The following is a 25128-nucleotide window of genomic DNA, read 5'->3' on the forward strand; positions in this document are numbered from 1 at the left end:
AAGAGGATAAACAAAACCACTATAAAGGCAAAACCGCCCCCAAAACCAAAACCGCCATCTACACAACCTGACATATACAAACATCTCCTTTTGTTATAAAGGAGGTACTAACTACTTGCGTGGGCTAATTTAGTGTATGTTTGAAACTAATAAAGTGACACAAATAGGCATGAATCAAAGACCTAAAATGTACTTTGATAAGGATTTCCATTTTTATGTCGAAACTTGTGTTCTATTAATAATTGAATATGTAAGCGCTTTCTATTATAATGATAATGGGTTGGATGGCATGTGTGGCCGTCATAGTATCTGGCGTAGGTGGGGCCGATACCAGGGAGAGGGCTTAGATGACATGTCCTTTTTTATTTGTTTAAAACTAGCATTTTTTATGCAGTTGAGAGGTTTCTTCAGAAGTGATATATAAAATCATGAATAAACAATAACAACGAAGACGTTAACCACCTTGGTGCTTATGGCGTTTTTAGAACCTTTAGAATAGTAAAAGAAGTATGTAGAACTAATAGAACCCCCCTGGATGTTTTAGGAACAAAAAAGGTAGGCATCATTTAGATACCCACCTCTTATATATTTAGTCTATTGATGACATTCAGGAACTTGATTTTCGAACAATGATTTGCCTTTAAAATCTTGATATACGTAGTTAGTCATCAAGTCATACACTTTCGATTCCAAATCTTGAAGGTCGTCTCCTTCAAGGTTATTTTGGGGTTGAGGATGAAACCACTGAATTTCTCCATCGTAGAAAATCCCTTGATAATTATCGCCTTCAAAGGTTAACGAAAACTGATGACGTTCATGAACTTGATCTTCAAACAATGGTTTTACTTTAAAATCTTGATATACGTGGTTTGTCATTAAGTCATACACTTTCGATTCCAAGTTTTGAAGGTCATCTTCACCAAGATTATGTTTAGGTTGAGGATGAAACCACTGAATTTCTCCATCGTAGAAAATCCCTTGATAATTATCGCCTTCAAAGGTTAACGAAAACTGATGACGTTCATGAACTTGATCTTCAAACAATAGTTTTATGTTAAAATCTTTAATCATTATAAAAACCTCCTAAGATAATTACTCATTGAACTTTTCCATAAATGGTTTTAAATCGTCTATACCGTGGTTACTTCACTCTTTCATCTGTTGATTAACGATCAAAGCATCTCCTGTTGATGCATCAATATCCACCGTGTATTCTGTATCTTGATTTACAATAGAAATCTTGTATGTTTTACTTCCATAATTTTCAACGGTTTGAGTATTCGTTACTAGACCGCCTTTTGATGTGTCTAAGGCAATAGTCTTTGCTTGTAATTCATTAATTGTTTGTGAGGGCGCATTTGTTTGTTCAGTTACCGGTTGATTATCAAGCAGTGTATGAGCTCCTAGACCACCCGCGATTAAAGTACCTGTTAATAGCATTGATATCAAGTTCATGCTTGATAACCTCCTTGTGTTGTTTGTATTGTTATCATAACCTCTCGAGTTTAAAGAAAAAGAAGAAGAACCTTAAAATACTCTTAGAAAAGTAAACGAATATCAAGTTTGCGTTTTTTGACTTTGATCTAGTAGGTAAAACTAATAAAAACCCCCATTCAATTAATTGAATGGGGGTTTTAGCTTGGCGTTCATAACGTAATGAATGTACGATAATAAACAAAAACATACATTTAGAAAGCCCTCTACTTCAACTAACTAGGTTTTCTCCCCTTTATTTAATAGCATCTCTTAATTTCTTTCTTAATTTGTCAATCCATGTTTCTTCTGGAAACTCGGCTAGGAATGTGTCTGCAAATTCTGCTATATCATTTCCTACTACATTTCTTACGCTTATTCCATCACTGGCACTATTTTCGAACATCTCTAAAATTTTCTTTAAAAGCTCTAACATGCCTGCTCCCCTAGCAAAGTTCCACATATAATTTTCAATTGCTTTCATAGCCTTTTTGTATTCTTCAGGTAGTTCATTCACTCTTTTTTTATATGCACGATATTCTCGTTTTTCTTGAATCATCTTTTTAAACATCTCTTTGCTCCTTTATTTCATTCATTTTTTTTTCTAAAAATGACCAGCGTAGCCAAAAATCATTTAATTCTTGTTTTCCTTTGGCATTTAGTGTATAGAATTTTCTCGCGGGCCCAAGCTCAGATTTTTTCTTCTCAACCTCCACTAGTCCTTTTTTCTCTATTCGAACAAGAATGGTATAGACAGTTCCTTCCACAATATCATCAAAACCTAACTCATTTAGATACCTAGTTATTTCATACCCATAGGTTTCACCTGTTTGAATCTTTTGAAGGACTACTCCTTCAAGAACTCCCTTAAGCATTTCAGTTAAATTCTTCATATTTCCTCCTTTCACACTACTCTGCATCACTTAGTAATACTATATAGTATTACGATGTAGTGAAAATGTGTCAAATATTTTTTGTATTTTTAAGGTTATAATTAAATGAACTAAATTGATAAATATTTATAAGGACAATTAGAAACCAAAATAAAAAAGCATGTCGAATTGATTATTTAGTGTTGCTTTTGAAATTTTTCATGACCTAAATCGTAAAATTCAAAAAAAAATAGGACATCCAATTTCGGAAAGTCCTACTCACATCATTTCTTAGCTTTTCATTCGATTGAATTTTAACATTCATTACGATAAACAATTGTCCAATTTTTACATTTCGCTTTTATATTATCTGCTTTAATTCAACAACGTGACCACCGATTTGGTGGTCTTTTCATTGTGCGAAAATATCTAAAATCATACATTCAGAAAAAACCCTTGTTCAACTAAGGAGTAGGTTTAATAACCAGTTTTAATTTTAAAAAGGACGGCCATTGAAGGACATCCTTTTTGTTACTTATTTATTATTAGAATCCGCCGAATCCACCACCACAGAAGCTAGCACCAATAATAATTAAGAGGATAAACAATACAATTATTAAAGCAAAGCCGCCACCAAAGCCGCCATCTACACAACCTGACATCTACATACATCTCCTTTTTGTTTTAGAGGAGGTACTTACTACTTGCATGGGCTAATTAATAGTATGTTGAAAATAATGAAGTGACACAAATATACGCATATTTATATGATTCAGGACTTTTTATTTAATAGGTAATCACCTATTTTGAGTGAAGATAAATCCATTCATATGATGCATGAAATGATGCTGCTATCCTTATTCTACGGGTGCAATTGATTATAAGTCCTCTGTTTATTGAGCTGTAAAAGTGTTTCTACTTTCTGGACCCCAATTTTCTCCCCTAAAACCTTTTTTACCTCGTAAATTAACAAAGCAAGGCAACACCGTGTATTGAACCCCAGGTGTAGCATTCATGTTAAAAGTAATCATGAACCTTGTTCTTGAATTATCAACAGGCGTAATCATTGCCATATTAGATGTAAGACTATTCGTTGGAAGGAGCATCATGTCATCCCTTGCAACAGTAGCAATGTCTGAGGGTCTATCTAAATTATTTCTAATCCAGTAATTTCTTACATTTGTAGCAGATTCCAAATCAGTAGGCTGGTCATAAACTATTTCAATTTGATTAGGAGCAGTTTGTCTTGCAACAAGAAGAATAGGATGAGGTACCATTTGCATTTCTCTAGGCATCATTTGCTGTTCCGAATACATTGGAGAAGACATGCTAGAATATGGCCTCATTTGCTGTCCTGAATACATTGGAGAAGGTATGCTAGAATATGGCCTCATTTGCTGTCCTGAATACATTGGAGAAGGTATGCTAGAATATGGCCTCATTTGCTGTCCTGAATACATTGGAGAAGGTATGCTAGAATATGGCCTCATTTGCTGTCCTGAATACATTGGAGAAGGTATGCTAGAATATGGCCTCATTTGCTGTCCTGAATACATTGGAGAAGGTATGCTAGAATATGGCCTCATTTGCTGTCCTGAATACATTGGAGAAGGCATGCTAGAATATGGCATCATTTATTGTTTGTCTCCTTTATAAAGTAGTTATTTATACATAGTCATTTTATGAAAGTAACAATTTATTGTGAAATTTAATGTAAACATACTCTTAAATATTTTCAATGTACGATAATATACAAAATCATACATTTGAAAAAATCTCTTATTCAACTAACTGGGCAGGATAGTTGAATAAGGATTTTTTTCCAAACAAGATGGAAAGATTATAATAAGCATTGAAATTATATAGGGGTGAGTGATTACTGCATCTCTATATCAGGAGGTTGTTAGGTATGCCGAGAGAATTATGGTTGAACCTGCCAGTGCGAGAACCAGAACGGGCAAAGGCGTTTTATACCCAGCTCGGTTTTCGGTTGAATGATCAGTATGCGAGTCAGGACGGCTCATTCAGCTTGATCGTCGGCGACAATCAGGTTGTTTTGATGCTCTTCCCGGAATCAGCGTTCCGCGGTTTTGCTGGTAATGCGGTTGCGGATTCGTGGCAGGGTACTGAAGTGTTATTCACTCTGGGGGCGAACTCCAGGGATGAAGTTGATGAGTTCGCCTTGAAAGCCGAACGTGCCGGCGGCACTGTATTCAGCAAGCCGGGCGAAAAAGGTGGCTGGATGTACGGCTGCGGTTTTGCCGATCCGGACGGTCATCGGTGGAACGCGTTGTATATGGATATGAGCAAAATGGCGCAAGGCTGAAAACCCGATTCGCCATTTCGTGACGAGTGTTTAAACAGAAAGTCAAATAAAGTTACTTAACTACCGGGTGCGATAGCGCCATAAAAAGGCTGCCAAATGACGGCCTTTTTATGTATGAATTTATCTAAAATCTTACATTCAGAAAAAACTTTATTCAACTAACATACAGTTTAATGCAAGAAGGATAGAAGGAAATAAGTGAAAGAAAACGAAATTTAACTCTATAAGGGAGTGATGATATTGAAAAAAATTAGTTTAATTTTGTCTTTAACCCTTTTAACAATTGGGTTATTAGGGTGTCAACCGAAAGAAAATATCTCTACCGAAACCAATGTTAATCCGTCTACTAAATCAGAAAACAATAAAAAGCTATCAATCGACAGTGATTTTAAAAGCATCAGCATTTCAAAACCAAAAGGCTTCAATGAAATCACTTTTGATGACAAAGAATCCTTAAAAGCCTTTCAAGACATCTTTTCAAGTGCAGTAAAAGAACCTGGCAAAGTTGATATGGCTGACCCCGAATTTTATTTGGAAGTCGTTTATGACAAAGGAAATCACCAAAGTTTGTATTTGTGGGTAGGTGAAAAAGGACAAAGAAGTACATTTATGAAAACGGAAGATACCCAAACCATTTATACGGTTTCAGAAGAAAAGACCGATAAATTGATTGAATTAGTTGAATCACGTTTTAATTAAGGTTTCTTAGCTTTTCAACTGTACTGTTATTGGATTTTTGACACGCTGAAATAAGCATTTGTTCTACTCGTTTAGGTATTAGAATTATATTAATGGGTGCGATCTTGAAAGAAAAATATGCATAAAACACCCCTTTTTTATGCAGTTACGAGGATTCTTCAGAAGCCGAAAATGTTGATTCAGCAACGATGTATAAAATCATGTATAAACGAGTAAAATGGACCATTCGGAACCCCTTGAGCACCAAGGGATTTTATGTTTCGGAACTTCCGAAAATTGACTTTATGTAAACTCGATTTGTATAGAGCATATACTTAGAATTACATTAATAATCTATCTCTTACGGGTTCTAGCTTTTTAAATTTTTTATTATAAGATTGTCTTTTCAATAAGTCTTCAACTAAATTAATAGCGTCATTTTTTCTATTAGCCTTTACATAACTTTCAATAATCGTTACGTATTGATCATCGTATGGGAAATTCTCTTGCTTAGCTAGTTCAAAGGATTTATCAAAGTAATATGTGGCTTTTTCATAATCATTCAGATATAGATAAGTGCCTCCATTTCCCAAGTAAAGCTCTGCGCGTTGAAGATTATTTAGAGTGGTTAATCTTAAACCTTCTTCTCTAATTTGAAGAGCTTTTTCATACTCTTTTCTCTCTTCGGCATTAAAGGCTTCCCAATGGAAATGCTTAAATTTTGTTAATTTTTTCTTTGGCCTATTTAATTGAATGATTAACAAAATTGCAATTAAAAGTGTGATTATTGAAAGAGAATCACCATAATCTAAATTAGCAAGATTGTATTGCTTTATTCGATAAATCAAATGAAAAATATCGAAAATGAGAAGAAAAAATAATATATAGAGGATAAATTTTCTCAAACAATGACCTACTTTCTAATACAGAATAATTCCATTATATATTACGTAACCATTTATAGAGTATCTAGTATTTTATTCAAGTTCTCATGATTATTCCTATAAGGGTGATTATGTAAATTCTTCTTAATAAAATAAGAGGAGAGTTTTTTAAACTAGCTTATAGGAATACTGGTGACATCAGTTCAAGAAGAAGACCCTTTTTGGTGGTCTGTAAAAATGTAAAGATTGCATTAACCACCTTAAATTTAAAGAAGGACGACCATAACGGTCGTCCTTACTTCTTAAAAGAATCCTCCGCCGCCGCAACTACAGCCGACGATGATTAAGAGGATAAACAAAACCACTATAAAGGCAAAACCGCCACCAAATCCACGACCGCCATCTACACAACCTGACATATATAAACATCTCCTTTTTCTAAAGGAGGTACTACATGGGCTAATTAATTGTATGTTTAAAATAATGAAATGACACAAATATAAGCATGTTTATATGATGAAATAGGCCTTTTAACTGTATTTTTAGTGAAGATAAGCTCATTTACTAAATGAATACATAGCATAGAAGTGGGTATAGACTCCCAACTCCAGACAAGAAATACCGACTCGCATAAAAACACAAAGACCTCCAAATAAGGGGGTCTTTGTTTATATCTTTAGGGGTTATCCAGATTAGGATAACACAATTTAACTTATATAAATCAAGTATTATGAGCGATCATATTAGACTTTATTTTTTAGTTAATAAGTTTTTAGGTAATCACCCATTTAGAGTCAAGATAAGCTCATTGACTCAATTAGGGCATAGCATAACAGGGACACAATCCTTCTTCAAAAAAAGTAGATGAAAATAATGCTACAGGATACAAGAGACTGGTATGGAATGGGATACAGCCTTGCTATGGGATACCATTATCCTTCTTATGGAATGGGATATAGCCCATATACTTCGGGGTACGGACATCATCCTTATGGAATGATTGACTATCACTATCATCACTTACACCATCATCATGGTCATCATCACCCACATCATGACGGTGTTATCCAGTCACAATCTGTATTAATTAATATGCCAGAAATGATGCATGGCATGAAACATCGCTTTTTATAAAAGACAACCAAGACCTCCTATTTTTTTGGGGGGGGGTTAAATGCTTAAACATATACTTAGTATCATTTTCTTTTAACAAAATCCTCATTCTTCCAGACCCCTAATCAACATTTAGGGTGTTTTTTATGTACGAAAATATACAAAATCATACATTCAGAAAAACTCCTTCTTCTATTAGGAGAGGGTTAGTAGAGAAAACAGTAAATCGTTGACTGTTGCTATTGTCTTGTGAAAGCTAGTACAATGATAGGTTATGACTATACCTCAAATATAATAACAACCAAGCATACATCCTTTACAAATAGGCAAATACCTACCCCTCATTGAATATGGACACATACACTATTTTTGAAACAATTTGAGGAGGAGATATAAAATGGAAAGACAAGTTGGAGGTTATGGCTACGGCATGGGGTATGGTGGACATTACTGAGATGGTTCTTGTTAGCCTTATTAAATAATATTACAGATGCTTTACTTAAATCCCAGGAGCGGATCAAGAGCTCCTTTTTTATTATCTGGACGAACTAAGAGAATGAAACCCATTTACTATAAACATGGTCTTGATATTCAGCATTCTTCATTTAATACCCATTTTAAATTTAAAGAAGGACGGCCTATGATGGTCGTCCTTTTTGTTACTTATTAGCAGAAGCCCCCGTAGCCTCCTCCGTAACCGCCCCCGTAGCCATAGCCGCCGCCAAATCCACCGACACAACTACAGCCGACGATGATTAAGAGGATAAACAAAACCACTATAAAGGCAAAACCGCCACCAAAACCAAAACCGCCATCTACACAACCTGACATATACAAACATCTCCTTTTGTTATAAAGGAGGTACTAACTACTTGCGTGGGCTAATTTAGTGTATGTTTGAAACTAATAAAGTGACACAAATATGTATGAATCAAAGACCTAAAATGTACTTTGATAAGGATTTCCATTTTTATGTCGAAACTTGTGTTCTATTAATAATTGAATATGTAAGCGCTTTCTATTATAATGATAATGGGTTGGATGGCATGTGTGGCCGTCATAGTATCTGGCGTAGGTGGGGCCGATACCAGGGAGAGGGATTAGATGAAATGTCCTTTTTTATTAGTTTAAAACTAGCATTTTTTATGCAATTGAGAGGTTTCTTCAGAAGTCGAAAATGCTGATGTACCAACGATATATAAAATCATGCATAAACAATAAAAATAAAAGACGTTAACCTCCTGGGTACTCGAGGGGGTTTTGGTATGGTTACTTTCTGAAAGCGTGATTATGTAAACTCTTCTTAATAAAATAAGAGGAGTTTTTTAAACTAGCTTATAGGAATATATGGTGACATCAGTTCAAGAAAAAGACCCTTATTGGTGGTCTGCAAAAATGTAAAGGTTGCATTAACCACCTTAAATTTAAAGAAGGACGACCATAACGGTCGTCCTTACTTCTTAAAAGAATCCTCCGCCGCCGCAACTACAGGCAATAATGATTAAGAGGATAAACAATACGATAATCAAGGCAAAGCCGCCGCCGAATCCACCGCCGCAACCGCCATCAACAAAACCTGACATATATAAACATCTCCTTTTTCTAAAGGAGGTACTACATGGGATAATTAATTGTATGTTTAAAATAATGAAATGACACAAATATAAGCTTGTTTATATGATGAAATAGGCCTTTTAACTGTATTTTTAGTGAAGATAAGCTCATTTACCAAATGAATGCATAGCATAGGTATAGACCCAACCCAGACATAAAAAAATATCACAAAGACCTCCTTATTGGGAGGTCTTTGTGGAACCAAAAGAATGAAACCAATTCACCATAAATAAGTCAGCAATCTTAATTTAAAGAAGGACGACCTATGTTAGTCGCCCTTTTGTTATTTATTTAGCAGAATCCTCCGTAACCGCCCCCGTAACCGCCGCCGCCGAATCCACCGACACAACTACAGCCGACGATGATTAAGAGGATAAACAAAACCACTATAAAGGCAAAACCGCCACCAAATCCACGACCGCCATCTACACAACCTGACATATACAAACATCTCCTTTTGTTTTTAGGAGGAACTTACTACGTGCATGTGTACTTAATTGTATGTTTAAAATAGTGAAAAGACACAAATATAAGCATGTTTATATGATGAAATAGGCCTTTTAACTGTATTTTTAGTGAAGATAAGCTCATTCACTAAATGAATGCATAGCATAGAAAATAGAAATGGTTATAGACCTCACTCCAGACAAAAAATATCGATATCGATCACCAATTTGGTGGTCTTTTCAATGTATGAAAATAACGAAAATCATACATTCAGAAAAACTCCTTATTTTAACTAAGGAAGGAGGAGACATTGGCTCCTCTCCTCCCGTTACCCAATATTTATCTTGATTTCGTTTATATTTGGCGATTCTGTTTTTTGCTCTCTTGTTTTAGCAACAAACACTAAAAACTGTTTTATATCCTGAACTTGAAAGAATTGGACGCCTGAATGACGCGGTAAATTATAGCGGGTGTCGGTAATCAGGATAATCTTAGGGAAAACCTTTTTGTCAGCCGGCTGCCACGATTCTTGCTTCCATTCATTACTCATATAATACGTGACATAGCGAATAAACTTTTCATTCATAACCTTTTCGGAATATACTGAGCGTTGAATTTCCACGAAGAATGGCGCACGTTTCCAGATCATAAAAGCATCTGGTTCCATATAACCTTTTCCGTATTTAGGTTCGACTATGAATTGTGAGGATGGCTCAAATTTCAGCAGTGACTTATAAAATTCAACGATTTTAAGGAAGTGTGGAATCTTTGCAGAGTCTTTTTTTATGGAAGTTGGAGAAGGAAAGTAAATGTATGGATGCTGCGATGTATTCACTTCAATGTAACCGTCTCTTCGCAACCTCTTCAGAACCGTATTGCAGCATGTTATGGGGTTCCGAAGACCTTCGAAATGCAGAGTGATAATGTCGTCCCTTGTCATGCAGCGAAAACGCGTCAGGTCAGCTAAAATGTTCAAATCTCGTTTTCTCATTAGTCCAACACCTCGAATATAGAATCAATAATTTGTGAATCATTGTCAGAAGACTTAGAAGGCTCCTTAAAAGGCTTTTTAGTAAAAGGTGACTTATGACTCTCTAAAATACTTTTCGCCTCGTCTAAGCATAAATATGGAGCCTGTATCTCTTTTAATCCGTCTTGACCTTGCAACTTTAGCAACATCCTTCCGTTTTCCTTCAATTTTTCACTTCCCGGTGTACCGATAATTCTTGCGTTAATCAGGTCAGCACACTTAAACCCCATTCGAACGGTTAAATTGTTCTTTAAAGCACCCTCTAAGAGTTTTGCATCTGGTCTTTGCATGGAAAGGATTAAGAAGATGCCTAAAGCCCTGCCGATAGCGCTTATGTCCTCTACGATAGCCATGATTACTTTCTCTTTTCGTAACAAAGCAACTTCATCAATACAAAGAACAATATAAGGTGGAGGGTCTGGCAAATCATCGATATGCGATAACTCGTGAGCGTCTAACAAATCGCCACGTTTTTTTAATTCCTCGCTGAGGTACGCAAGCATTGCTGTCATAACGACAGGACTTACAAGAACGGATTGAACATGTTTCACCCTGCGGAATATATGAAATTCAGAACGCTTTAGATCACATAAGTACAGCTGCAGGCGGTCCGGATTTTTAAATTGGATTAACGAGCTCAAAATTGAGCGCAGTTGAGTGGATTTACCTGATCCTGTTTCGCCTGCTATAAGCAAATGAGGGTGTTCCACCATGTCATATAGCACGTTAGCGCCGTTCATATCAGTACCACAGACGATAGGTAAACGCATCTTATTCGCTTGTTCTCGGAACAAATCAGCGTCATAACGGATAAGGTTTGAATCGTTACCTACGTACACCTTGAGAGTAAAAACCTTGGTGTCTCCTTTAATCTCAATCTTTTCTCCGAATACTTGCATGAAACAATATTCCTTCTTCTTAATTTCCTTTGGATCCATGCCAGTAGGAATTGAAAATATATATGTCAGCGACTTTTCCTTCCGACTGATATTCACGGAAAGAATCTTTGGATAAACAAGACCAGAGTTGGACCCGTAAGAATACCGGTTACCTATTTCCCCATTCCTAAATGCTTTCACAAGCTCTGCTTTTGCTCTATGTTTCGCTAACCACATTTTCATATGCTCACCTCGAATGATTTAATTTAAGACGCTGGTTCAGGATGTACTTCTGTTTTTACTCTTGTACATCGTGGACCAGACCTACCAGAACAGGAATTTTAAATCATTGACCAGGTACCATAACGCTGCCATGCCAGCTGCGGGAAAAGCGATGCGAAGGAAAGCAGAGATAAGGGCTGCTATTGAAACATTACCTGTATCAGCTAACCCTTTTTCTATTAACGCAATCAGGAGAACAGCAGCACCGATACCGATGAAAACTGGGTCAATCAATGCTGCAGGATGTAATGGGATGAGTGAATAAAGGACAGGTGAATTTTTACCAGTCGTGACGTTCTTTGCCCAATCTTTATTCATGAATGCTTTAAAATCTATAGTTTCAATCCGATTCGCAACCAAAGGTACATTAAGTAAAAATGGCATGTTCAAAACCCCTTTTTAAAGGTGCACAGGATTACGAAATAAGTCACACCTTGATTTTTAACCATTTGGGAATTAGTTACATAAATCTTGTGAACCTTGGTATATAAACGTTTTATGGAGTGAAAATGGATACCTAAGAGGATACTTAACGGGATACTCAGTATCCTCTTAAGTATCCTTTTTTCTTCCTTTGAGTGACCTTGCGTGATGCATCAAAAAGGTTAGGTAAAAGTAGGGTGATAGTTAGGTGAATTTCTATTTTCCTCCTCTTGCACTCTCCCCTCCCATCCATTCGCTTTTCGGTTCATTCTAAACACTTTTGAATTTCCTTTTATATCAATCCGGATTGGTTCATTACTTTGGTAAGGGTAGCAAGGTAGATACTTTGGTAATTACTTTGGCCAGAAGTTGCTAACTACCAAATCACCTGCCTTGATAAGAGCCTATGTTGCACTGCTTGTCCATGTTGCAAACTTTTTTTTGCATCACGAGAATATTTTTTTGCATTTTGGTCAAGGATGGTTTTCAAGAAGGTCTAACCAGGAGGTTAAAATCATGTGGGGATTAGGTAAGCCACAATCAAAAGTAGGGAAATTTATAGCGAAACACGGATATTCCATTCAAGAACTATCAAAGGTTTCAAAGGTTAATCGGAATACAGTAGGGAAGATTTGTTCAGACTCCACTTATCTCCCTACAGCAAACACAATTAAGAAGATTATGAAGGCGATCCGGCAGCTGGATCCAAACGCGAAAACAGAAGATTTTTTTGATATATAGATGTCTAAAAAAGGCCATCTAACACCATTTAAAATGTGAAATGCAGTAAAAAAGGACATCTTACCTTAGGGGTTGTTGGGCTTCCCCCCCCCCCCCTAAAATTCAGTCGTATTAGCAGAATAACGCAGTCAGATGAAAATAAACCGTCTATGAAGAACGCCTCAAAGATTATTAAAGCATTGAAAAAAGCGGGATATAAGGTGGATTATGACGACTTCTGGAGTATGTAAATAATACGAGGCAGAAACCATAATGGTTCATTTACTCTGTATTCACTTCCTGAGGCATAACACATTGTAGTACGTATAATAGGTTGATAAGTCTCTACTTTTCTCCCCTATGAATGCCGATAAAATAGCGTTTGGGGGATGGTGCTTTGTAGGGGAATGAAGATTACGTAAAGGTGACTTCTAAGTTAATAATAAATAAAAATTTATTCTAAATGTTTATTTTAAAATAAATCTCGCTAGAATATATAATATAAACAAGGCAATAGTAAAGTAGCAGAATCAACTAACTCCCCCAAGAATCCTTATACTTCAAGGGAGAGTTTCTTAAGTGACCATTATGTTTTACTTTTAATAATTACATATAAACAGTTAATAAGTTTAAATTTATTATATTTCTAATCCCATTTCAGTTTTTAAATAACTTTCAAAATGGTCATTCTTATAGTTTCGTATAAACTCGTTTTTCTTTTCTAAATCTACTTCTTTCCTAAAGAATCCAACCTTTTTCAGGCGTTCTGTTTCCGGAAGTTCTGACCAGATTTTTTCTGCATCTTCTTCGAGTTTCCGTTCGATTTTTTTTTGTAGCATTAACTCTTCAAATCGTTTTGTTCTTTGTTCTTCTGGGGATGGTTGCTTCGGTAAAGTAGTTAGTAATTGATTATATTGATTTTTTAGTTCTTCCATTTGCGTCGCAGCAAGTTCTGCAAATGTTTTTTTGACTTCCTCAGTAATTTGGTTCTTTAGGGCCTCTATGTTGTCTACATATGGTGCTGGTTTTTCTTCTTTGGTAGGAAATGGTCTTAAACTCGTAAAGTTGGTCAGCTCTCTAGAAATAGCTCCGAGGGCCCACTTTTCTTCTCTTTTTTGCTTTATAAAAATGGCAATCTTCAAATCTAATTCATCATAAATTTTTTCATTTGTTTCTACAGTACGGTTGATATAATGGATTCGATCATTTTCTAGTCGTTTAAACCAGCCATCAACTGTATTAATATGTATGTTTGGGATATCTAGATTTTTTCTTAATTCTTCTACAAAATCACTAATTTTCCAATGCTTCGGAGCATTCATTTTTTTTACCTCCTTTTTAAATTTTATTTGCATAGAGTTTCTATTGGATGACATTCAAAAAGTTATGACGCCATTTGTTTTACTGATATTTTTAGACCTATATTTAGTCTATAAGTAGACCATAGACCACTTGTGGCACACAATAACACTAAACATTATAATAGATAGTTAAAATAAAATAAAATATTGAAGGTTACTATTCATCATGTAATGAATGTATGGTCTATATGTATCCCTAATTAATAAGGTATTTGACTTGCTATTCATAATAACCTGCAACAAATTATGACTATTTTTGTCTATAGAAAACTTCCCTATGTAAGTGTGGGTAAATCCTGTAACGAGTCAATAATAAAAATGAGTATATATTAGATTCTACATGTAGACCATTGGCTATGTATGGTCTACATTTGTAGGAAGGATGTAAAGTATATGTAGCGTGTGGACTATATGTACACCTGATTAAAAAGGTATTTGATTTGCTATCAATTGTATCTTGCATCCAGTTATGACTGACTAAATTGTTCATGAAAATCTCCATCTGTAAATACAGCTAAACCCTATTATCATCAGTGATGAAAGTGAGTATTTATAAGATTCAATTTGTAGACCATTGCCCACGAATGGTCTACATTTTCAAGGAATTTGTAAAGTGTATGTAGCGTGTAGTCTATATGTAGAATTGAATTTATAACGGCATTTGAACTATATTTCAATACTTTAATCAAATGATAACTACTGTTTAGGTTTAGCGGAAAATAGGATATGTATTTAAGGAGGTTAATCCTTGTCATCATCAGTAGTGAAAAAGTGAATTTATAAAACTCTACATGTAGACAACTAGCTACATGTGGAATACATTAAATTGTGTATATGTAGAGTATCAGTAGTGTGAGGTCTATATGTAGACTTAATTTATAAAATATTTGAGCTGTTATTCATAATTTTTATATCAAATTATGAATATTTTTGTCTAATGAAAAACCCCCTATGAATAGAAGGGGGTTAATCGTCGTCGTCAAAATCCAAGAATGCCTTTTGAGCGAAATTTTGAATGGCTGCATTCGCTTTAAAGGCAGGGGGATTTTCTGCCTCGATTTTTTCGGGTTGATGATTTAGATCAAATGGTGAATAAGGTTTTTTAACGACTTGATATAGGAGCTGGCTAATTAATGCTTTTGTATGCGGATGATTTAACCAATCTAATTCTTCAGATGTTAGCCCTTTAGGAAGGGGGACGTTCATTTGATTACCGTTTGAAATACTTAAAGCTTTTTGTGATACAGCATCAATAAAAATCGAAGCTATATTGCTACTAAATTTTCTACCAGCTTCTTTCTTGTTGTCTGTTAAGTATTTAAGTACATGTGAAGGGGTATCAGACGGTAATCGAAACGAAAGAGATTTTCCAGGCTCAAATTGTCCCATTTTTCAGTTCACGCTTTTGTTAACGTGGTATTTTGTGTTGTAATCCCTTTGGTGTTTGCATACATAAGTAGAATTTTGAAATAAGCACGAGCAATCATCCATACACTATCGTCTTCAGATACGAATCGAAGAGGGTAGTTTTTATCATCTTGATTTAGTTTAGTAAGGTAAGGCTTCAAGACTAGGGAGCCACCGCCTGTTTGATAAGCAAGTCGAATATCTGGTACATTACGCCACATATCTTTGATTAACTTATATTCTTCTTTTGCTAAAACAGATAATTCTTCATCAATGATATCTTTAATAGAAACTCGAGTTCCATTGACCCAAATATGATATTGTTCTTCGGGTTGCTCGTTTGTGATGATTTCAACTAGAGTCCGTCTGCTTTTAATAGAGTATTTATATTTAGAATATACCTTCCGAATTATAGTATCTAAATACGTAGATACACCTCTTTTTATCCCGTTGCTATATTCATTGTCTACTTCAGCTTCATCCGTAATAATCGCAGAGTCCGTTGAAAGACCGCCTATATCGTTGATTAGTATCGTTTTTCCTAAAAGCTCTTCGTTTTTAGTGGAACCATCATTATTTGTCGTTAAATCTACAAATGCGGCAAATCCTTCTGTATTTACAAGTACTTGTTCAAACTTTATCCGCACAATTTTTCCTTCTAGTGAAGGTGTTTTTAAAAATTTTACTTCATGCTGCGAGTTTTTTAGCTTTTTTCTGAAATCTTTTGCTTTGCCTTGTTTAGTTTCATCTAAGGGCAATCCCGTAGATAAATAATAAGTTGCTTCTATTACACCATCTTCTTCTGGAAATTGCTCTATCGCATCATAAGCAAGGGTTGTTAATAACATAATAACTGGTTGATCACTGTCGGCTTTATCCTGGTCGGGAGTCAATTCGTCATTATTCGGGTATTTAGAAGCCAGTTTTCCGACTGCAAAACTACCATTTTTATTTTTTAAAGCAGAGGATGTAATTTCTACGTGTAAGGCATGTAACGAATTTTTTTCCATTTCAACAATTTCTCGATTTTGCACATTTGCTATTACGTTGGGTATGTATATCCGGTTAGTAAGATCTCCTAAAAAGCCCTTAACAGCATCATTTCCAATATCAATTGATACGAATCTAGCCATAGTTTAGTAGATTCCTCCTTAGTTTCATTTATTTTCATATTAAATCTAACTCTATTGTATGCTTTTTGTATGCAATTTTCAAGTTTGAATGCAAAATGTATGCAAAGGGAATTTTGTGACAATAAGGGTGTTTAAAAAAGCTAGTTATGATATTCAATTAAAGGGCCATATAATTGAAAAAAACCTTTAAGGAAAACTGGATATTTATGTTGAAATATTGTTAAGTTTGTGAAGAAATATACTTAAGCTAACTGTCAGGATAGTTGAAGAAGGATATTGTAAACATTGTAAAATAATGCGAACTTTATAATAGTGTGCGGCATACAATATAATTAAATCAGGAGTTGATCATATGTCTAATGCAAATGAACATTTAGATAAAATATTGCAGGAATTGAGACGAGGTACAATTTCAATTGGTGTACTAAGCCAACTTTCTGAACCACAATATGGATATTCTCTTGTAACGATGCTTAGTGAAAAGGGGATACATGTTGAGCCTGGTACATTATATCCATTGCTAAGAAGGTTTGAAAAACAAGGGCTCTTGGTAAGTAAATGGGATACGAATGAAGCTAGACCGAGGAAATATTATTTACTGAGTGAAACGGGAAAAGAAGTTTTTGATTTACTTGTTGTTGAATGGAGAAGTATTGGAGCTAGCCTAAATCATTTAATTGAAAATAAAGGAGATGATGTGGATGGAGATGGTTGATCGGTATATTTATGCGGTTATCCAAAAGCTGCCACAAACTCAGCGAAAGGATATCGCTAATGAGCTTCATGGGTTAATAGAAGATATGCTGGAGGAACGAGTTGGAAGGGAAAGTTTGAAAGCAAGTGATGTAGAGGAAGTATTATTGGAACTAGGTAGCCCAAGGAAGTTAGCCGATAAATATAGGGGTGCAAAGAAATATTTAATTGGCCCAGAACTTTTTGATACCTATATTTTAATATTGAAGATTGTTCTAATTGTTGTAGGTGCCTCTATCGGTGTCGGCTTTTTAATCCAGACTATACTAAATCCTGTTTCTATTCTGGATCATTTTATTGAAATGATTGTTTCGTTGGTTACTGGACTTCCGATAGCTTTCGGTTGGACGACATATAGTTTTGCAATGGGTGAGTTGGTCGGTATCAAGCAAAGGGATTTGCAGAAGCAGGAGTGGAAGCCATCCGATTTACCTCCAATTCCGGATGAAAAAAGACAAATCAAACGTGGGGAATCAATAGTCGGGATTGTTATTTACGCTATTATCATTGTATTTTTAGCCTTTTCAAGTGAATATTTTGGAATTTGGGTATTCCATGACGAATTTAGTGGCATAGTTCCATTTTTGAATGAGCAATCGTATGTTTCGTATTTAATGTTTATTATTCTCATATTTGGGTTTGGAATGATAAAAGAATGCTTAAAGCTCATTTCGGGAAAATGGACTTACAAGTTAGCGATTTATACGACAATTTTGAATGCAGTTTCATTGTTGGCAATATTATTTATGATAAGCGGGCCTGATTTTTGGAATCCTGAATTTATGAGCGAATTGGTAGAAGCTGGTGTAATTACAGTTGGTTCTGAAGCGTTTGATATCGTAACTAAGGTGTGGAATCAGTTAACATTTTGGATTCTCATTCTGCTTATTTTTGGTTTAGTGTGGGACGCTGTGGACGGATTTATTAGAGCACGAAAAAAATAGTATTTTCAATGACGCATGGTTGAATATGATTATTTTCAATCATGCGTTTATTAATGAATAATTATCATTAGCATCCATCGTTTATGAAAAAGTAAACATCTATAATAAGATTTTATTAAACTATGTGAGTAAATGCACTTAAACTATCTGGTGCTATAGCATGATAAGGGGTTGCTGTGGCTGCCTTTTTCTTATTGAACAAACAGGCAGGTAACTAGAATAATGGTTAGTTTAAAATGTATTGGGCAAAATACTCTTATAATTTTAGGATGGGTGAATGGAAATGAACCAAAGGTTTTCTCTTTCATTACTAATGTTCAGTCTCATAATTTTAGGAACAAGTAATATAACTGCATCCGCTAACTCAAAAGGAGAAAGAAAGTCTCCTAAAAGCGTTTGTATAACCGGGTCTTAAAATGAGAACGGATCATGCTTACATGGGATTTTAACATCAAATAATTTCATTGTTAATATACAAAAAACTTTTGTTGCGACAATAAAGGGGTATAAACAAACGGCAACACTCTAACCTATTTCACAAGGAAGAGTGATGCCGTTGTTTTTCTTTTAACCAATTAAGCATTTTTTCATCGTTCTTATTGTTTTGGCGTTTATTTTCTCCTCTTAGGTACCGCGAAAGAGTAGAGTGGGAAAAACCAATTTCTTCTGCTGTCTGTCGGATACTCATGTTTTGGGAGTCCATCATGGTTTTCATTGTTTCTGGAGAGAGCTTTATTTCCAGTTCTGGTCCCAAATGAAACGCTTGCTGCTCCGGTTCCATATTTGTACTTTTCCTCAATGGTACGATGGATGGATCCTCAATGAATTCTAATTCAAGTGTTGGAGCTAACTCATTTAATGAAAAGTTTTGTGAGTAAATAAGATCTTCTGTAATTGAGCTCTCGTGACTTATCTGATTCATTCGTTCGATAATTTCTTCATTCACCAAACGATTTGAATCAATCAGTAACTTTTTCTGGTTTTCATTAACGACAGTGTCTGTGGGCAGAATAAGTACACTCAGTTTAGTCCAATAGCTTTGGAACCAACCCTTTTTCCCAACTTGTTCCTCGTCGATCTCTTCTGTATAGTTCCAGCTGCTGATCACGCTGTCTTTCTGCAATTCATCCAATACGTTTTCAAACTTATCTCTCTTTTGCACTCCGTTATATCGATTGGATATGTCCATTATTTTCAACAAGGTAGATACTTTAAAGGGTTGCTGCAAAGTTCTTCTAATGGTCCTGATTTTCCATTGGATATTTAAATAACGGGTCAATCGCTTGTGTTCACGCTGTGTGTAATGGCTATATTGAAACACTTTTAAATCTAATAAACCAAGGGTTCGATTCGGTCCATCCAAGTAGGGTGTAAGAACAGAAGATGGTTTTACTTGTACGGCATAAATACCTTTGGGTTCTCCTGTTTTTTTATCATAGGCAACACGGATTTTTCCAACTTCGAACATTCTTTGGAAATCTTTGAATTCATAAAGTTCATTGTCTTGGATGTCTTGGGCGTTAAACACTTTTACCTGCTGATTGCCAAGGGAGACCCAGATACTTGAAAGTGCAGCCACTCGTTTCATGATATTGAAGCGATCTTCCTCACGAAAATCCAGTTCTCTGCCTTTTGCTGTGCGTTTCTTTAGATTCCTAAGCTGTAAGGCATCGTTACTATGAAACTCTATATATCCGTCATTGGTCTTAGGAGACACCATCCATAAGTATGTAATTAAATCAAAGAGGTCAGCCGTCATTTCATCCAATGAGTTTATAGTAGATTCGATAAGTTCAAACCACATTTCCTGCTGATCTGAGGCAAGCTCAGTCACATGGGACTGAGGGGGCCTGATTTCTGCTAATCCTCTGACCTTTCCACGATTGTCGATAATCTCGGTTGCCAAGAGACCAGTCTCTCCTTTTTTAAAGTCCTTTTTCTTTGTCACAATGTCTCTCATTAAATGATAATCCATATCCATACTGGAATATATATATTCACGGCTCAAAGCTTCACTTATTTTCTCTTCATTCGTGCTTCGTTTTATCTCATCCATAGGGAATTCGTTTATAAAATGTCCGGCTAATATGACCTTCATTGTATCCTGATAGTTTTCTACAGCCTTTTTTAACATTTCTTTTGTTATAAGTTTTTCGAAGTATAATGTTTGAGTGAACAATGAAAATAAGGCCCGGAAGCTTGGACTCATTGTATAGTCCGGCATCTGATTTTTGACCTCTTCCTCCGTCATACGATAGGCTTCCTGTTTCCATTTAGCCAGAATATAAGGACGATCTTCAAACAAAATCTTGGTTTCTTCGAAAATAGCAATTTTCAGAAACTCATAGTTCAAGATCATATGATCATGTATGTCCTGATATATCAAAAATAATCCACCCTCTCTATTTGAAGGAAATCCATTGGCTGGAAAGATTAATAACTCTTCTTTTATCTGATATGCACCACTTTCTTATTATTATAGCAAGAGTGGAACAGTTTTCGAAGAGATAATGCACCATTTACTACACAGGTTCCGAAAAAAGTGGTCCATTTGCTATATAGGTTTCGAAATAATGGTGCATATGCACCATTAACCAAACTTGTCTTACGAAATATTATCCTCGTTAAAATAATCATTATATGTTCAAGTTCTCTAAATAAAAGATTCAATAACTTCAAAATGTTTTAGAGGAAACGCACCATTATTTAATAAGTGAGCGGAACCTGTGTACTATTTATAGATATTATGCACCACCCCTCTGTTTGTCTTTTGAACTATTTGTAAATATAGTTCAAAGATTTTGGCGAGCACCAACTTGAAATTTTTTTAGGTAAATCTAATAAAGCGAAATATGTTTTACGAAAATGCTCCACTAATCTCAAAATGAGCGGAACTTGTATACTATTTTGTTTTGAAAATGCACCAAAATTATATTTTTAGTGTACATGTGAGCGGAACCTGTGTAGGAAGAAAAACGTTGATTTATATAGCTATTAGCACCAGTTCATTTCTATCACATAAAAAAAATGTACACAATTTTAGCACCATTATTTAATAAGTGAGCGGAACTTGTATACCAAAATTGCACCACATGCCCTTAAAGATGAGCGGAACCTGTTTGGTATTTTTTTTAAAGGTAAGCCAATGAACCTTATCATGGCAAGCTTATCTAGGATTCTGTTCAATATGCAATGTGTGCAATAATGGTACACTTTCGGCTTTTTTGGTGCAAAAAGTGAGCGGAACTTGCATTATAAAAAAAAAACAAAAAAATTTCAATCCCTTGGGGCTCTAAGCTCCAAGGGACTTTTTATTTTTGGTGCATTTCTCTTAGAGAGCACCCTTTTTCAAAAGCCGAGTTTGATATACTTCATTCAGCAAAATGTTCCATGTAAGAAGTGGAAATCGGCGCAATTTATTGTAACTTTATAGGTTTGTAAATTCAGTAATAGGAAGAAGGTGTGAATCATGGGAACTCCAATAGCAGCTAATTACCAAAGAGGTCTCCTTTCAATCGTCGAAATCATGCAATTCATGACCCATAATGGCTTGCGTCTATATAAAAAAAAGGGCTCAAGTCAGTCCATAAATAGAGTTGCTGAATACGAGAATACAATGAACGAAAATCCTTATCGTAAAGGTGTGGTATTTGTATCGCCGTGTAAGGCTGACCTTGTAGAGGGAAAAGGCTATATCGTGACTTCTTACGAAGCTCTTCAGGAAAAGTATCGAGCTCTGACTCACTGGACGCCTAATACTTATCGAGGTGGTACATACTATGACTTCAAAAGGCGTATCATCAAGGGGCATGAACGTGAGAATCTAAAACAAATCAATGTAATTAGCCTTGATATCGATACAAAGGAAGTGGATCTGTATGCCCTTTATCTTGGATGTGAGGAATTGGGCTTGCCTCGTCCTAATCTTCTGCTGGAAACACCAAGAGGATTCCAGGTCTTTTTTGTGCTGGAAACCCCTTTTCATATACACAAAAAACAAGATTACAAAGCTTTAAGAGTTGCCGAGCGTCTGTCGGAAAATATGCGAAAAGCACTTAAACGCTTTGTGCCGGTTGATACCGGATGTGTCCCTTTCGGCTTTTACCGCATCCCAAGTGAAGACAATGTACTGGATTTCTATGACCAGCCTGCCAATACAAACCAACTGCTAACCTGGTCTAAACAGTATGAAGAGCAGGAAAATAGAAACTTTCTTCGAGTAGTTTATAACAAGAACGTTTCAGCGATCGACCAAACGTCTTCAGACTGGTATCGGGCGCTTATTCGAGCTACACACATCCATAAAGGACATTTTGGCTCCAGCCGCAATAATGCGCTCATGACGCTTGCACTTGCCAATTACGCGAGTGAGCGGCCTCTGGAAGAAGCTTATGATGAACTTGATCAATTTAACAGCAACTTGAATCAACCACTAAAAAAAGGAGAATTTGAACGAATTATCAGGAGTGCGTATTCCGGCAAATATAAGGGAGTAAAGCGTTCCTACGTGGAAGACTTACTGGAACTTTGGACAGATGGACAAGCTCAATTCAAGGGAAGGGAAGGGTGGTATAAATTCAAAAAGCCGCGCGAAGAGCGGGTGCGTTCCCATTACAAGGAGTGGGAAGAGGACATCATCGCCTATTTAAATACACATACAAGCCCTGAAACGCCATTTTTGGAGGCTTCTTTGAGTAGTCTTGCTAAAACCTTTGGTATGTCTGTATCAACGCTTAAGGAAGTTTGTAAGCAATCTAGTAAACTTAAAAAATTTACGATTGGTCGTGGCCGGGGGGCTAGAACAAAACTTGGCAGCCGTTCAATGCTTTTTAGGAACTTATTGATGTTACGTAAGAATCGCATTCTACAAGCCCAGCTTTCGTTTGCCGAACTTCTTCCCGAACCGAATCAGTTTGTTCCCCTCCAATTCCCTACATTGGAAACCGAATTGCTAACTCACGAAGTGAATATTTTATACAGTTCTGGGGCTTCTCCACCTGTTAAAAGGACTTCTTAAAAATAATGAGCCAGTCTGCCATTACATATCTATAGTATCCTTTTGGGTGTCTGCTAGAACATGCTTTCTCTTACTAGTTTTTCTTTTTATTGGGGAAGAACTTTTTGACTGGTATCTATTTAGGGTGTTATGAAGCTAGTATTTTATCAGCATGTTATATCCGGTTTTATGGAGGATGTGCACCAAAATATTTAGTATTTTATGCATGATTTTAAACATGTTTAAGGCTTAGTTAGTGGGAGGAGTTTTAAAGTGATAATAGGATTTCTTTGGCTGCTTATATAAATTATTAGAAAGAATGATGAGAATAATTGGATAAGCAATAGGAGATGCAAAAGTAATTATTCTAGCGAGGAAGCAAGGATTCTTAAATATGATTATGGATATTAATAGGTGATTCACCAATTTACTAAAATATAGGAATTTGTAATATCCCGAACCGAACTGATTGGTGTCTCGTTATTGTAGTTGGTTTAGTTATAGCTGCAGTTTATTACTTTGTCTTCCGATTTGCCATTACAAAATGGAACTTAGCAACTCTAGGAAGAGAAAAAGAAGAAGAAAACAAAACTGAAAATGCGGAATTAATCGCTACAGCCGGATCTCTTTCCGAAAAAGTTCTTATTGCATTTTGGGGAAAGGATAACATTACTGAACTAAATGCCTGTATGTTGCGATTAAGAATTACTGTTAAAGATAAGAAGATCGTCGACAAAGTAGTCATTAAATCACTTGGTGCGGCAGGAGTTTTCGAGAAGGGGATTCATATCCAAGCTGTATTCGGCATGAGAGCAGATACAAATAAAGAAGAAATGAAAGTTTTAATGAAAAATGGTACGGTTATTAATCCTACAAAGGCGAATGTTGAAAAGGTAGATTCTATAGAAGAAACAGCCACTTCTCGGAGATCTTTCGAGCAATTTGCTTCACCATGTGCTGGTACGTTAATGAGGGTAGAGGATATTCCTGATGAGGTTTTTTCTAGTAAAATGATGGGAGATGGCATTGCGATAGAGATTGAAGAAAACCTAATTGTTGCTCCATCTGATGGGGAAGTCATGAGTATTTTCCCAACTAAACACGCCATTGCATTAAAAGACAAGAACAATTGTGAAGTTTTGATTCACTTGGACTTGAAACTGTCACGTTAAAAGGTGAGCCATTTAACGTAATGGTCGAAGAAGGACAGCGTTTTAGAAAAGGAGATAAATTGGTTACGGTAAATCGTAGTTTAATAGAGGAGAAAGGATTGTCACTTGTTACACCTATTATTTTTACGAACTTAGACAAAGAACAATATGAAATCGTTGTTGATAAAGTGGGAAAAGTCGTTAGTGGCGAAGAAGATATGATTCATGTTGAGAATATAGTAAATAAACATTATGCATAGCTGAAAAATAGAAATGAGCATTTTTTAAAATCAATAGTGAAAATGCTTTCTACGAAACAAGGGAGCAAAGTACATGACCAGTGATTGTCAAACCAATCTCTGGTCATGTACATATATGAATGAAATGAAAAAGTACAAAGTTGTACAGTAAATTGGAGAGAACATACCTAAAGATTGAACTTGCAAATCACTCTAATCGATCTTTAGGTTAATTTTTTTATTTTTTTTCTATAATCTCAAAATGAGGGTTTGAAAGGATGTTATGTAATTATTTAAATTCAATTAACATAATCAAATATTACTGGCAATTAAAATGTTAAGTATTTTAGACTTAACATTTTTATAGGAACTAAACCTTTGAAGAAATCCCATATATTAACATC

At 35.6% G+C, this 25128-nt stretch carries 26 protein-coding genes and 2 pseudogenes; 10 read left to right on the forward strand and 18 right to left on the reverse strand.

What is annotated here, in order from left to right; all coding sequences use genetic code 11:
* Positions 1 to 594: 594 nt before the first annotated feature.
* The 6 genes from V179_RS29430 to V179_RS0126135 form a co-directional block, all read right to left on the reverse strand.
* The gene (locus V179_RS29430) at positions 595 to 1071 is read right to left on the reverse strand and encodes a DUF5342 family protein (RefSeq protein ID WP_051405153.1); all 477 of its coding nucleotides are present in this window, start codon (positions 1069 to 1071) and stop codon (positions 595 to 597) included.
* Positions 1072 to 1146: 75 nt separating this feature from the next.
* Positions 1147 to 1455 (reverse strand): PepSY domain-containing protein, encoded by a 309-nt coding sequence (locus V179_RS0126115; protein WP_028394063.1) that lies wholly within the window; start codon positions 1453 to 1455, stop codon positions 1147 to 1149.
* 274 nt (positions 1456 to 1729) lie between these two features.
* Positions 1730 to 2044, reverse strand: a complete 315-nt coding sequence (locus tag V179_RS0126120) for a DUF1048 domain-containing protein (RefSeq protein WP_028394064.1) — start codon at positions 2042 to 2044, stop codon at positions 1730 to 1732.
* Entirely contained in the window at positions 2037 to 2366 is a 330-nt protein-coding gene (locus V179_RS0126125) for a PadR family transcriptional regulator (protein WP_028394065.1), read from the reverse strand. Before V179_RS0126125 ends, V179_RS0126120 begins: the two co-directional genes overlap by 8 nt.
* 524 nt (positions 2367 to 2890) lie before the next feature.
* Positions 2891 to 3007: a YjcZ family sporulation protein gene (locus V179_RS30375; protein WP_084552501.1), complete on the reverse strand. Its 117-nt coding sequence runs from the start codon at positions 3005 to 3007 to the stop codon at positions 2891 to 2893.
* A gap of 231 nt (positions 3008 to 3238) precedes the next feature.
* Positions 3239 to 3673 (reverse strand): hypothetical protein, encoded by a 435-nt coding sequence (locus V179_RS0126135; RefSeq protein WP_235179270.1) that lies wholly within the window; start codon positions 3671 to 3673, stop codon positions 3239 to 3241.
* Between V179_RS0126135 and V179_RS0126140 the strand changes: the two genes are divergently transcribed.
* From V179_RS0126140 to V179_RS29435, 3 genes are all read left to right on the forward strand, one after another.
* The gene (locus V179_RS0126140) at positions 3672 to 4001 is read left to right on the forward strand and encodes a hypothetical protein (RefSeq protein ID WP_028394067.1); all 330 of its coding nucleotides are present in this window, start codon (positions 3672 to 3674) and stop codon (positions 3999 to 4001) included. The two genes, V179_RS0126135 and V179_RS0126140, sit on opposite strands and share 2 nt — an antisense overlap.
* Positions 4002 to 4254: 253 nt before the next feature.
* On the forward strand, positions 4255 to 4671 hold the full coding sequence (locus tag V179_RS0126145) for a VOC family protein (RefSeq protein ID WP_028394068.1): 417 nt from the start codon (positions 4255 to 4257) through the stop codon (positions 4669 to 4671).
* Between the two features lie 240 nt (positions 4672 to 4911).
* Positions 4912 to 5370, forward strand: a complete 459-nt coding sequence (locus V179_RS29435; protein ID WP_051405154.1) for a hypothetical protein — start codon at positions 4912 to 4914, stop codon at positions 5368 to 5370.
* A gap of 320 nt (positions 5371 to 5690) precedes the next feature.
* Here the strand turns inward: V179_RS29435 and V179_RS0126155 are convergent, their stop codons facing one another.
* Complete coding sequence (locus tag V179_RS0126155) at positions 5691 to 6254, reverse strand: hypothetical protein (protein WP_051405155.1); 564 nt, start codon at positions 6252 to 6254, stop codon at positions 5691 to 5693.
* Between the two features lie 281 nt (positions 6255 to 6535).
* Positions 6536 to 6652: a YjcZ family sporulation protein gene (locus tag V179_RS30380; RefSeq protein ID WP_084552502.1), complete on the reverse strand. Its 117-nt coding sequence runs from the start codon at positions 6650 to 6652 to the stop codon at positions 6536 to 6538.
* Positions 6653 to 7106: 454 nt separating this feature from the next.
* Between V179_RS30380 and V179_RS28895 the strand changes: the two genes are divergently transcribed.
* Positions 7107 to 7367 (forward strand): hypothetical protein, encoded by a 261-nt coding sequence (locus tag V179_RS28895; RefSeq protein ID WP_034302704.1) that lies wholly within the window; start codon positions 7107 to 7109, stop codon positions 7365 to 7367.
* A gap of 645 nt (positions 7368 to 8012) precedes the next feature.
* On the opposite strand, the gene V179_RS30385 is transcribed toward V179_RS28895, so the two are convergent.
* The 6 genes from V179_RS30385 to V179_RS0126200 form a co-directional block, all read right to left on the reverse strand.
* Positions 8013 to 8177, reverse strand: a complete 165-nt coding sequence (locus V179_RS30385) for a YjcZ family sporulation protein (protein WP_084552500.1) — start codon at positions 8175 to 8177, stop codon at positions 8013 to 8015.
* 629 nt (positions 8178 to 8806) lie between these two features.
* Entirely contained in the window at positions 8807 to 8929 is a 123-nt protein-coding gene (locus V179_RS30390) for a YjcZ family sporulation protein (protein WP_082191334.1), read from the reverse strand.
* A gap of 322 nt (positions 8930 to 9251) precedes the next feature.
* Positions 9252 to 9401 (reverse strand): YjcZ family sporulation protein, encoded by a 150-nt coding sequence (locus V179_RS30395; RefSeq protein ID WP_084552504.1) that lies wholly within the window; start codon positions 9399 to 9401, stop codon positions 9252 to 9254.
* 334 nt (positions 9402 to 9735) lie between these two features.
* Entirely contained in the window at positions 9736 to 10398 is a 663-nt protein-coding gene (locus V179_RS0126190; protein WP_028394071.1) for a replication-relaxation family protein, read from the reverse strand.
* Positions 10398 to 11558, reverse strand: a complete 1161-nt coding sequence (locus V179_RS0126195) for an FtsK/SpoIIIE domain-containing protein (protein ID WP_028394072.1) — start codon at positions 11556 to 11558, stop codon at positions 10398 to 10400. Before V179_RS0126195 ends, V179_RS0126190 begins: the two co-directional genes overlap by 1 nt.
* An 81-nt stretch (positions 11559 to 11639) precedes the next feature.
* Positions 11640 to 11981, reverse strand: a complete 342-nt coding sequence (locus tag V179_RS0126200; protein ID WP_028394073.1) for a hypothetical protein — start codon at positions 11979 to 11981, stop codon at positions 11640 to 11642.
* 555 nt (positions 11982 to 12536) lie between these two features.
* On the opposite strand from V179_RS0126200, the gene V179_RS0126205 reads away from it, so the two are divergent.
* On the forward strand, positions 12537 to 12761 hold the full coding sequence (locus V179_RS0126205; protein WP_028394074.1) for a helix-turn-helix domain-containing protein: 225 nt from the start codon (positions 12537 to 12539) through the stop codon (positions 12759 to 12761).
* 104 nt (positions 12762 to 12865) lie between these two features.
* Positions 12866 to 12991: pseudogene (locus V179_RS31885) on the forward strand (transcriptional regulator); the annotation flags it as partial.
* Positions 12992 to 13378: 387 nt separating this feature from the next.
* On the opposite strand, the gene V179_RS0126210 reads toward V179_RS31885, so the two are convergent.
* The 3 genes from V179_RS0126210 to V179_RS0126220 all read right to left on the reverse strand — a co-directional run bounded on the left by V179_RS0126210 (position 13379) and on the right by V179_RS0126220 (position 16641).
* Complete coding sequence (locus V179_RS0126210) at positions 13379 to 14062, reverse strand: hypothetical protein (RefSeq protein ID WP_028394075.1); 684 nt, start codon at positions 14060 to 14062, stop codon at positions 13379 to 13381.
* Positions 14063 to 15067: 1005 nt separating this feature from the next.
* Positions 15068 to 15490, reverse strand: a complete 423-nt coding sequence (locus V179_RS28900) for a hypothetical protein (RefSeq protein WP_051405156.1) — start codon at positions 15488 to 15490, stop codon at positions 15068 to 15070.
* Positions 15491 to 15498: 8 nt separating this feature from the next.
* The gene (locus V179_RS0126220; RefSeq protein WP_028394076.1) at positions 15499 to 16641 is read right to left on the reverse strand and encodes a ParM/StbA family protein; all 1143 of its coding nucleotides are present in this window, start codon (positions 16639 to 16641) and stop codon (positions 15499 to 15501) included.
* A 352-nt stretch (positions 16642 to 16993) separates the two neighbouring features.
* Between V179_RS0126220 and V179_RS0126225 the strand changes: the two genes are divergently transcribed.
* Positions 16994 to 17356, forward strand: coding sequence for a PadR family transcriptional regulator (locus V179_RS0126225; RefSeq protein WP_028394077.1), 363 nt, complete (start codon positions 16994 to 16996; stop codon positions 17354 to 17356).
* Positions 17343 to 18338, forward strand: a complete 996-nt coding sequence (locus tag V179_RS0126230) for an HAAS signaling domain-containing protein (RefSeq protein WP_028394078.1) — start codon at positions 17343 to 17345, stop codon at positions 18336 to 18338. The genes V179_RS0126225 and V179_RS0126230 overlap by 14 nt, the downstream gene beginning before the upstream one ends.
* A 535-nt stretch (positions 18339 to 18873) precedes the next feature.
* Here V179_RS0126230 and V179_RS0126235 read toward each other — a convergent pair.
* Entirely contained in the window at positions 18874 to 20724 is a 1851-nt protein-coding gene (locus tag V179_RS0126235; protein WP_028394079.1) for a helix-turn-helix domain-containing protein, read from the reverse strand.
* 1083 nt (positions 20725 to 21807) lie between these two features.
* On the opposite strand from V179_RS0126235, the gene V179_RS28905 reads away from it, so the two are divergent.
* Positions 21808 to 23355, forward strand: coding sequence for a primase C-terminal domain-containing protein (locus V179_RS28905; RefSeq protein WP_051405157.1), 1548 nt, complete (start codon positions 21808 to 21810; stop codon positions 23353 to 23355).
* A 515-nt stretch (positions 23356 to 23870) separates the two neighbouring features.
* A pseudogene (locus V179_RS31890) lies at positions 23871 to 24745 on the forward strand (glucose PTS transporter subunit IIA).
* The last annotated feature ends 383 nt before the right edge of the window (positions 24746 to 25128 follow it).

The sequence above is a fragment of the Bacillus cihuensis genome (genome assembly GCF_000504145.1).
GTDB lineage: Bacteria > Bacillota > Bacilli > Bacillales > DSM-1321 > Peribacillus > Peribacillus huizhouensis.

Coding starts and splice junctions, on each gene's coding strand:
- V179_RS29430 (WP_051405153.1), bottom strand. CDS start 1,071: ATGATTAAAGATTTTAACATAAAACTATTGTTTGAAGATCAAGTTCAT.
- V179_RS0126115 (WP_028394063.1), bottom strand. CDS start 1,455: ATGAACTTGATATCAATGCTATTAACAGGTACTTTAATCGCGGGTGGT.
- V179_RS0126120 (WP_028394064.1), bottom strand. CDS start 2,044: ATGTTTAAAAAGATGATTCAAGAAAAACGAGAATATCGTGCATATAAA.
- V179_RS0126125 (WP_028394065.1), bottom strand. CDS start 2,366: ATGAAGAATTTAACTGAAATGCTTAAGGGAGTTCTTGAAGGAGTAGTC.
- V179_RS30375 (WP_084552501.1), bottom strand. CDS start 3,007: ATGTCAGGTTGTGTAGATGGCGGCTTTGGTGGCGGCTTTGCTTTAATA.
- V179_RS0126140 (WP_028394067.1), top strand. CDS start 3,672: ATGCTAGAATATGGCCTCATTTGCTGTCCTGAATACATTGGAGAAGGT.
- V179_RS0126135 (WP_235179270.1), bottom strand. CDS start 3,673: ATGTCTTCTCCAATGTATTCGGAACAGCAAATGATGCCTAGAGAAATG.
- V179_RS0126145 (WP_028394068.1), top strand. CDS start 4,255: ATGCCGAGAGAATTATGGTTGAACCTGCCAGTGCGAGAACCAGAACGG.
- V179_RS30380 (WP_084552502.1), bottom strand. CDS start 6,652: ATGTCAGGTTGTGTAGATGGCGGTCGTGGATTTGGTGGCGGTTTTGCC.
- V179_RS28895 (WP_034302704.1), top strand. CDS start 7,107: ATGCTACAGGATACAAGAGACTGGTATGGAATGGGATACAGCCTTGCT.
- V179_RS30385 (WP_084552500.1), bottom strand. CDS start 8,177: ATGTCAGGTTGTGTAGATGGCGGTTTTGGTTTTGGTGGCGGTTTTGCC.
- V179_RS30390 (WP_082191334.1), bottom strand. CDS start 8,929: ATGTCAGGTTTTGTTGATGGCGGTTGCGGCGGTGGATTCGGCGGCGGC.
- V179_RS30395 (WP_084552504.1), bottom strand. CDS start 9,401: ATGTCAGGTTGTGTAGATGGCGGTCGTGGATTTGGTGGCGGTTTTGCC.
- V179_RS0126190 (WP_028394071.1), bottom strand. CDS start 10,398: ATGAGAAAACGAGATTTGAACATTTTAGCTGACCTGACGCGTTTTCGC.
- V179_RS0126195 (WP_028394072.1), bottom strand. CDS start 11,558: ATGAAAATGTGGTTAGCGAAACATAGAGCAAAAGCAGAGCTTGTGAAA.
- V179_RS0126200 (WP_028394073.1), bottom strand. CDS start 11,981: ATGCCATTTTTACTTAATGTACCTTTGGTTGCGAATCGGATTGAAACT.
- V179_RS0126205 (WP_028394074.1), top strand. CDS start 12,537: ATGTGGGGATTAGGTAAGCCACAATCAAAAGTAGGGAAATTTATAGCG.
- V179_RS0126210 (WP_028394075.1), bottom strand. CDS start 14,062: ATGAATGCTCCGAAGCATTGGAAAATTAGTGATTTTGTAGAAGAATTA.
- V179_RS28900 (WP_051405156.1), bottom strand. CDS start 15,490: ATGGGACAATTTGAGCCTGGAAAATCTCTTTCGTTTCGATTACCGTCT.
- V179_RS0126220 (WP_028394076.1), bottom strand. CDS start 16,641: ATGGCTAGATTCGTATCAATTGATATTGGAAATGATGCTGTTAAGGGC.
- V179_RS0126225 (WP_028394077.1), top strand. CDS start 16,994: ATGTCTAATGCAAATGAACATTTAGATAAAATATTGCAGGAATTGAGA.
- V179_RS0126230 (WP_028394078.1), top strand. CDS start 17,343: ATGGAGATGGTTGATCGGTATATTTATGCGGTTATCCAAAAGCTGCCA.
- V179_RS28905 (WP_051405157.1), top strand. CDS start 21,808: ATGGGAACTCCAATAGCAGCTAATTACCAAAGAGGTCTCCTTTCAATC.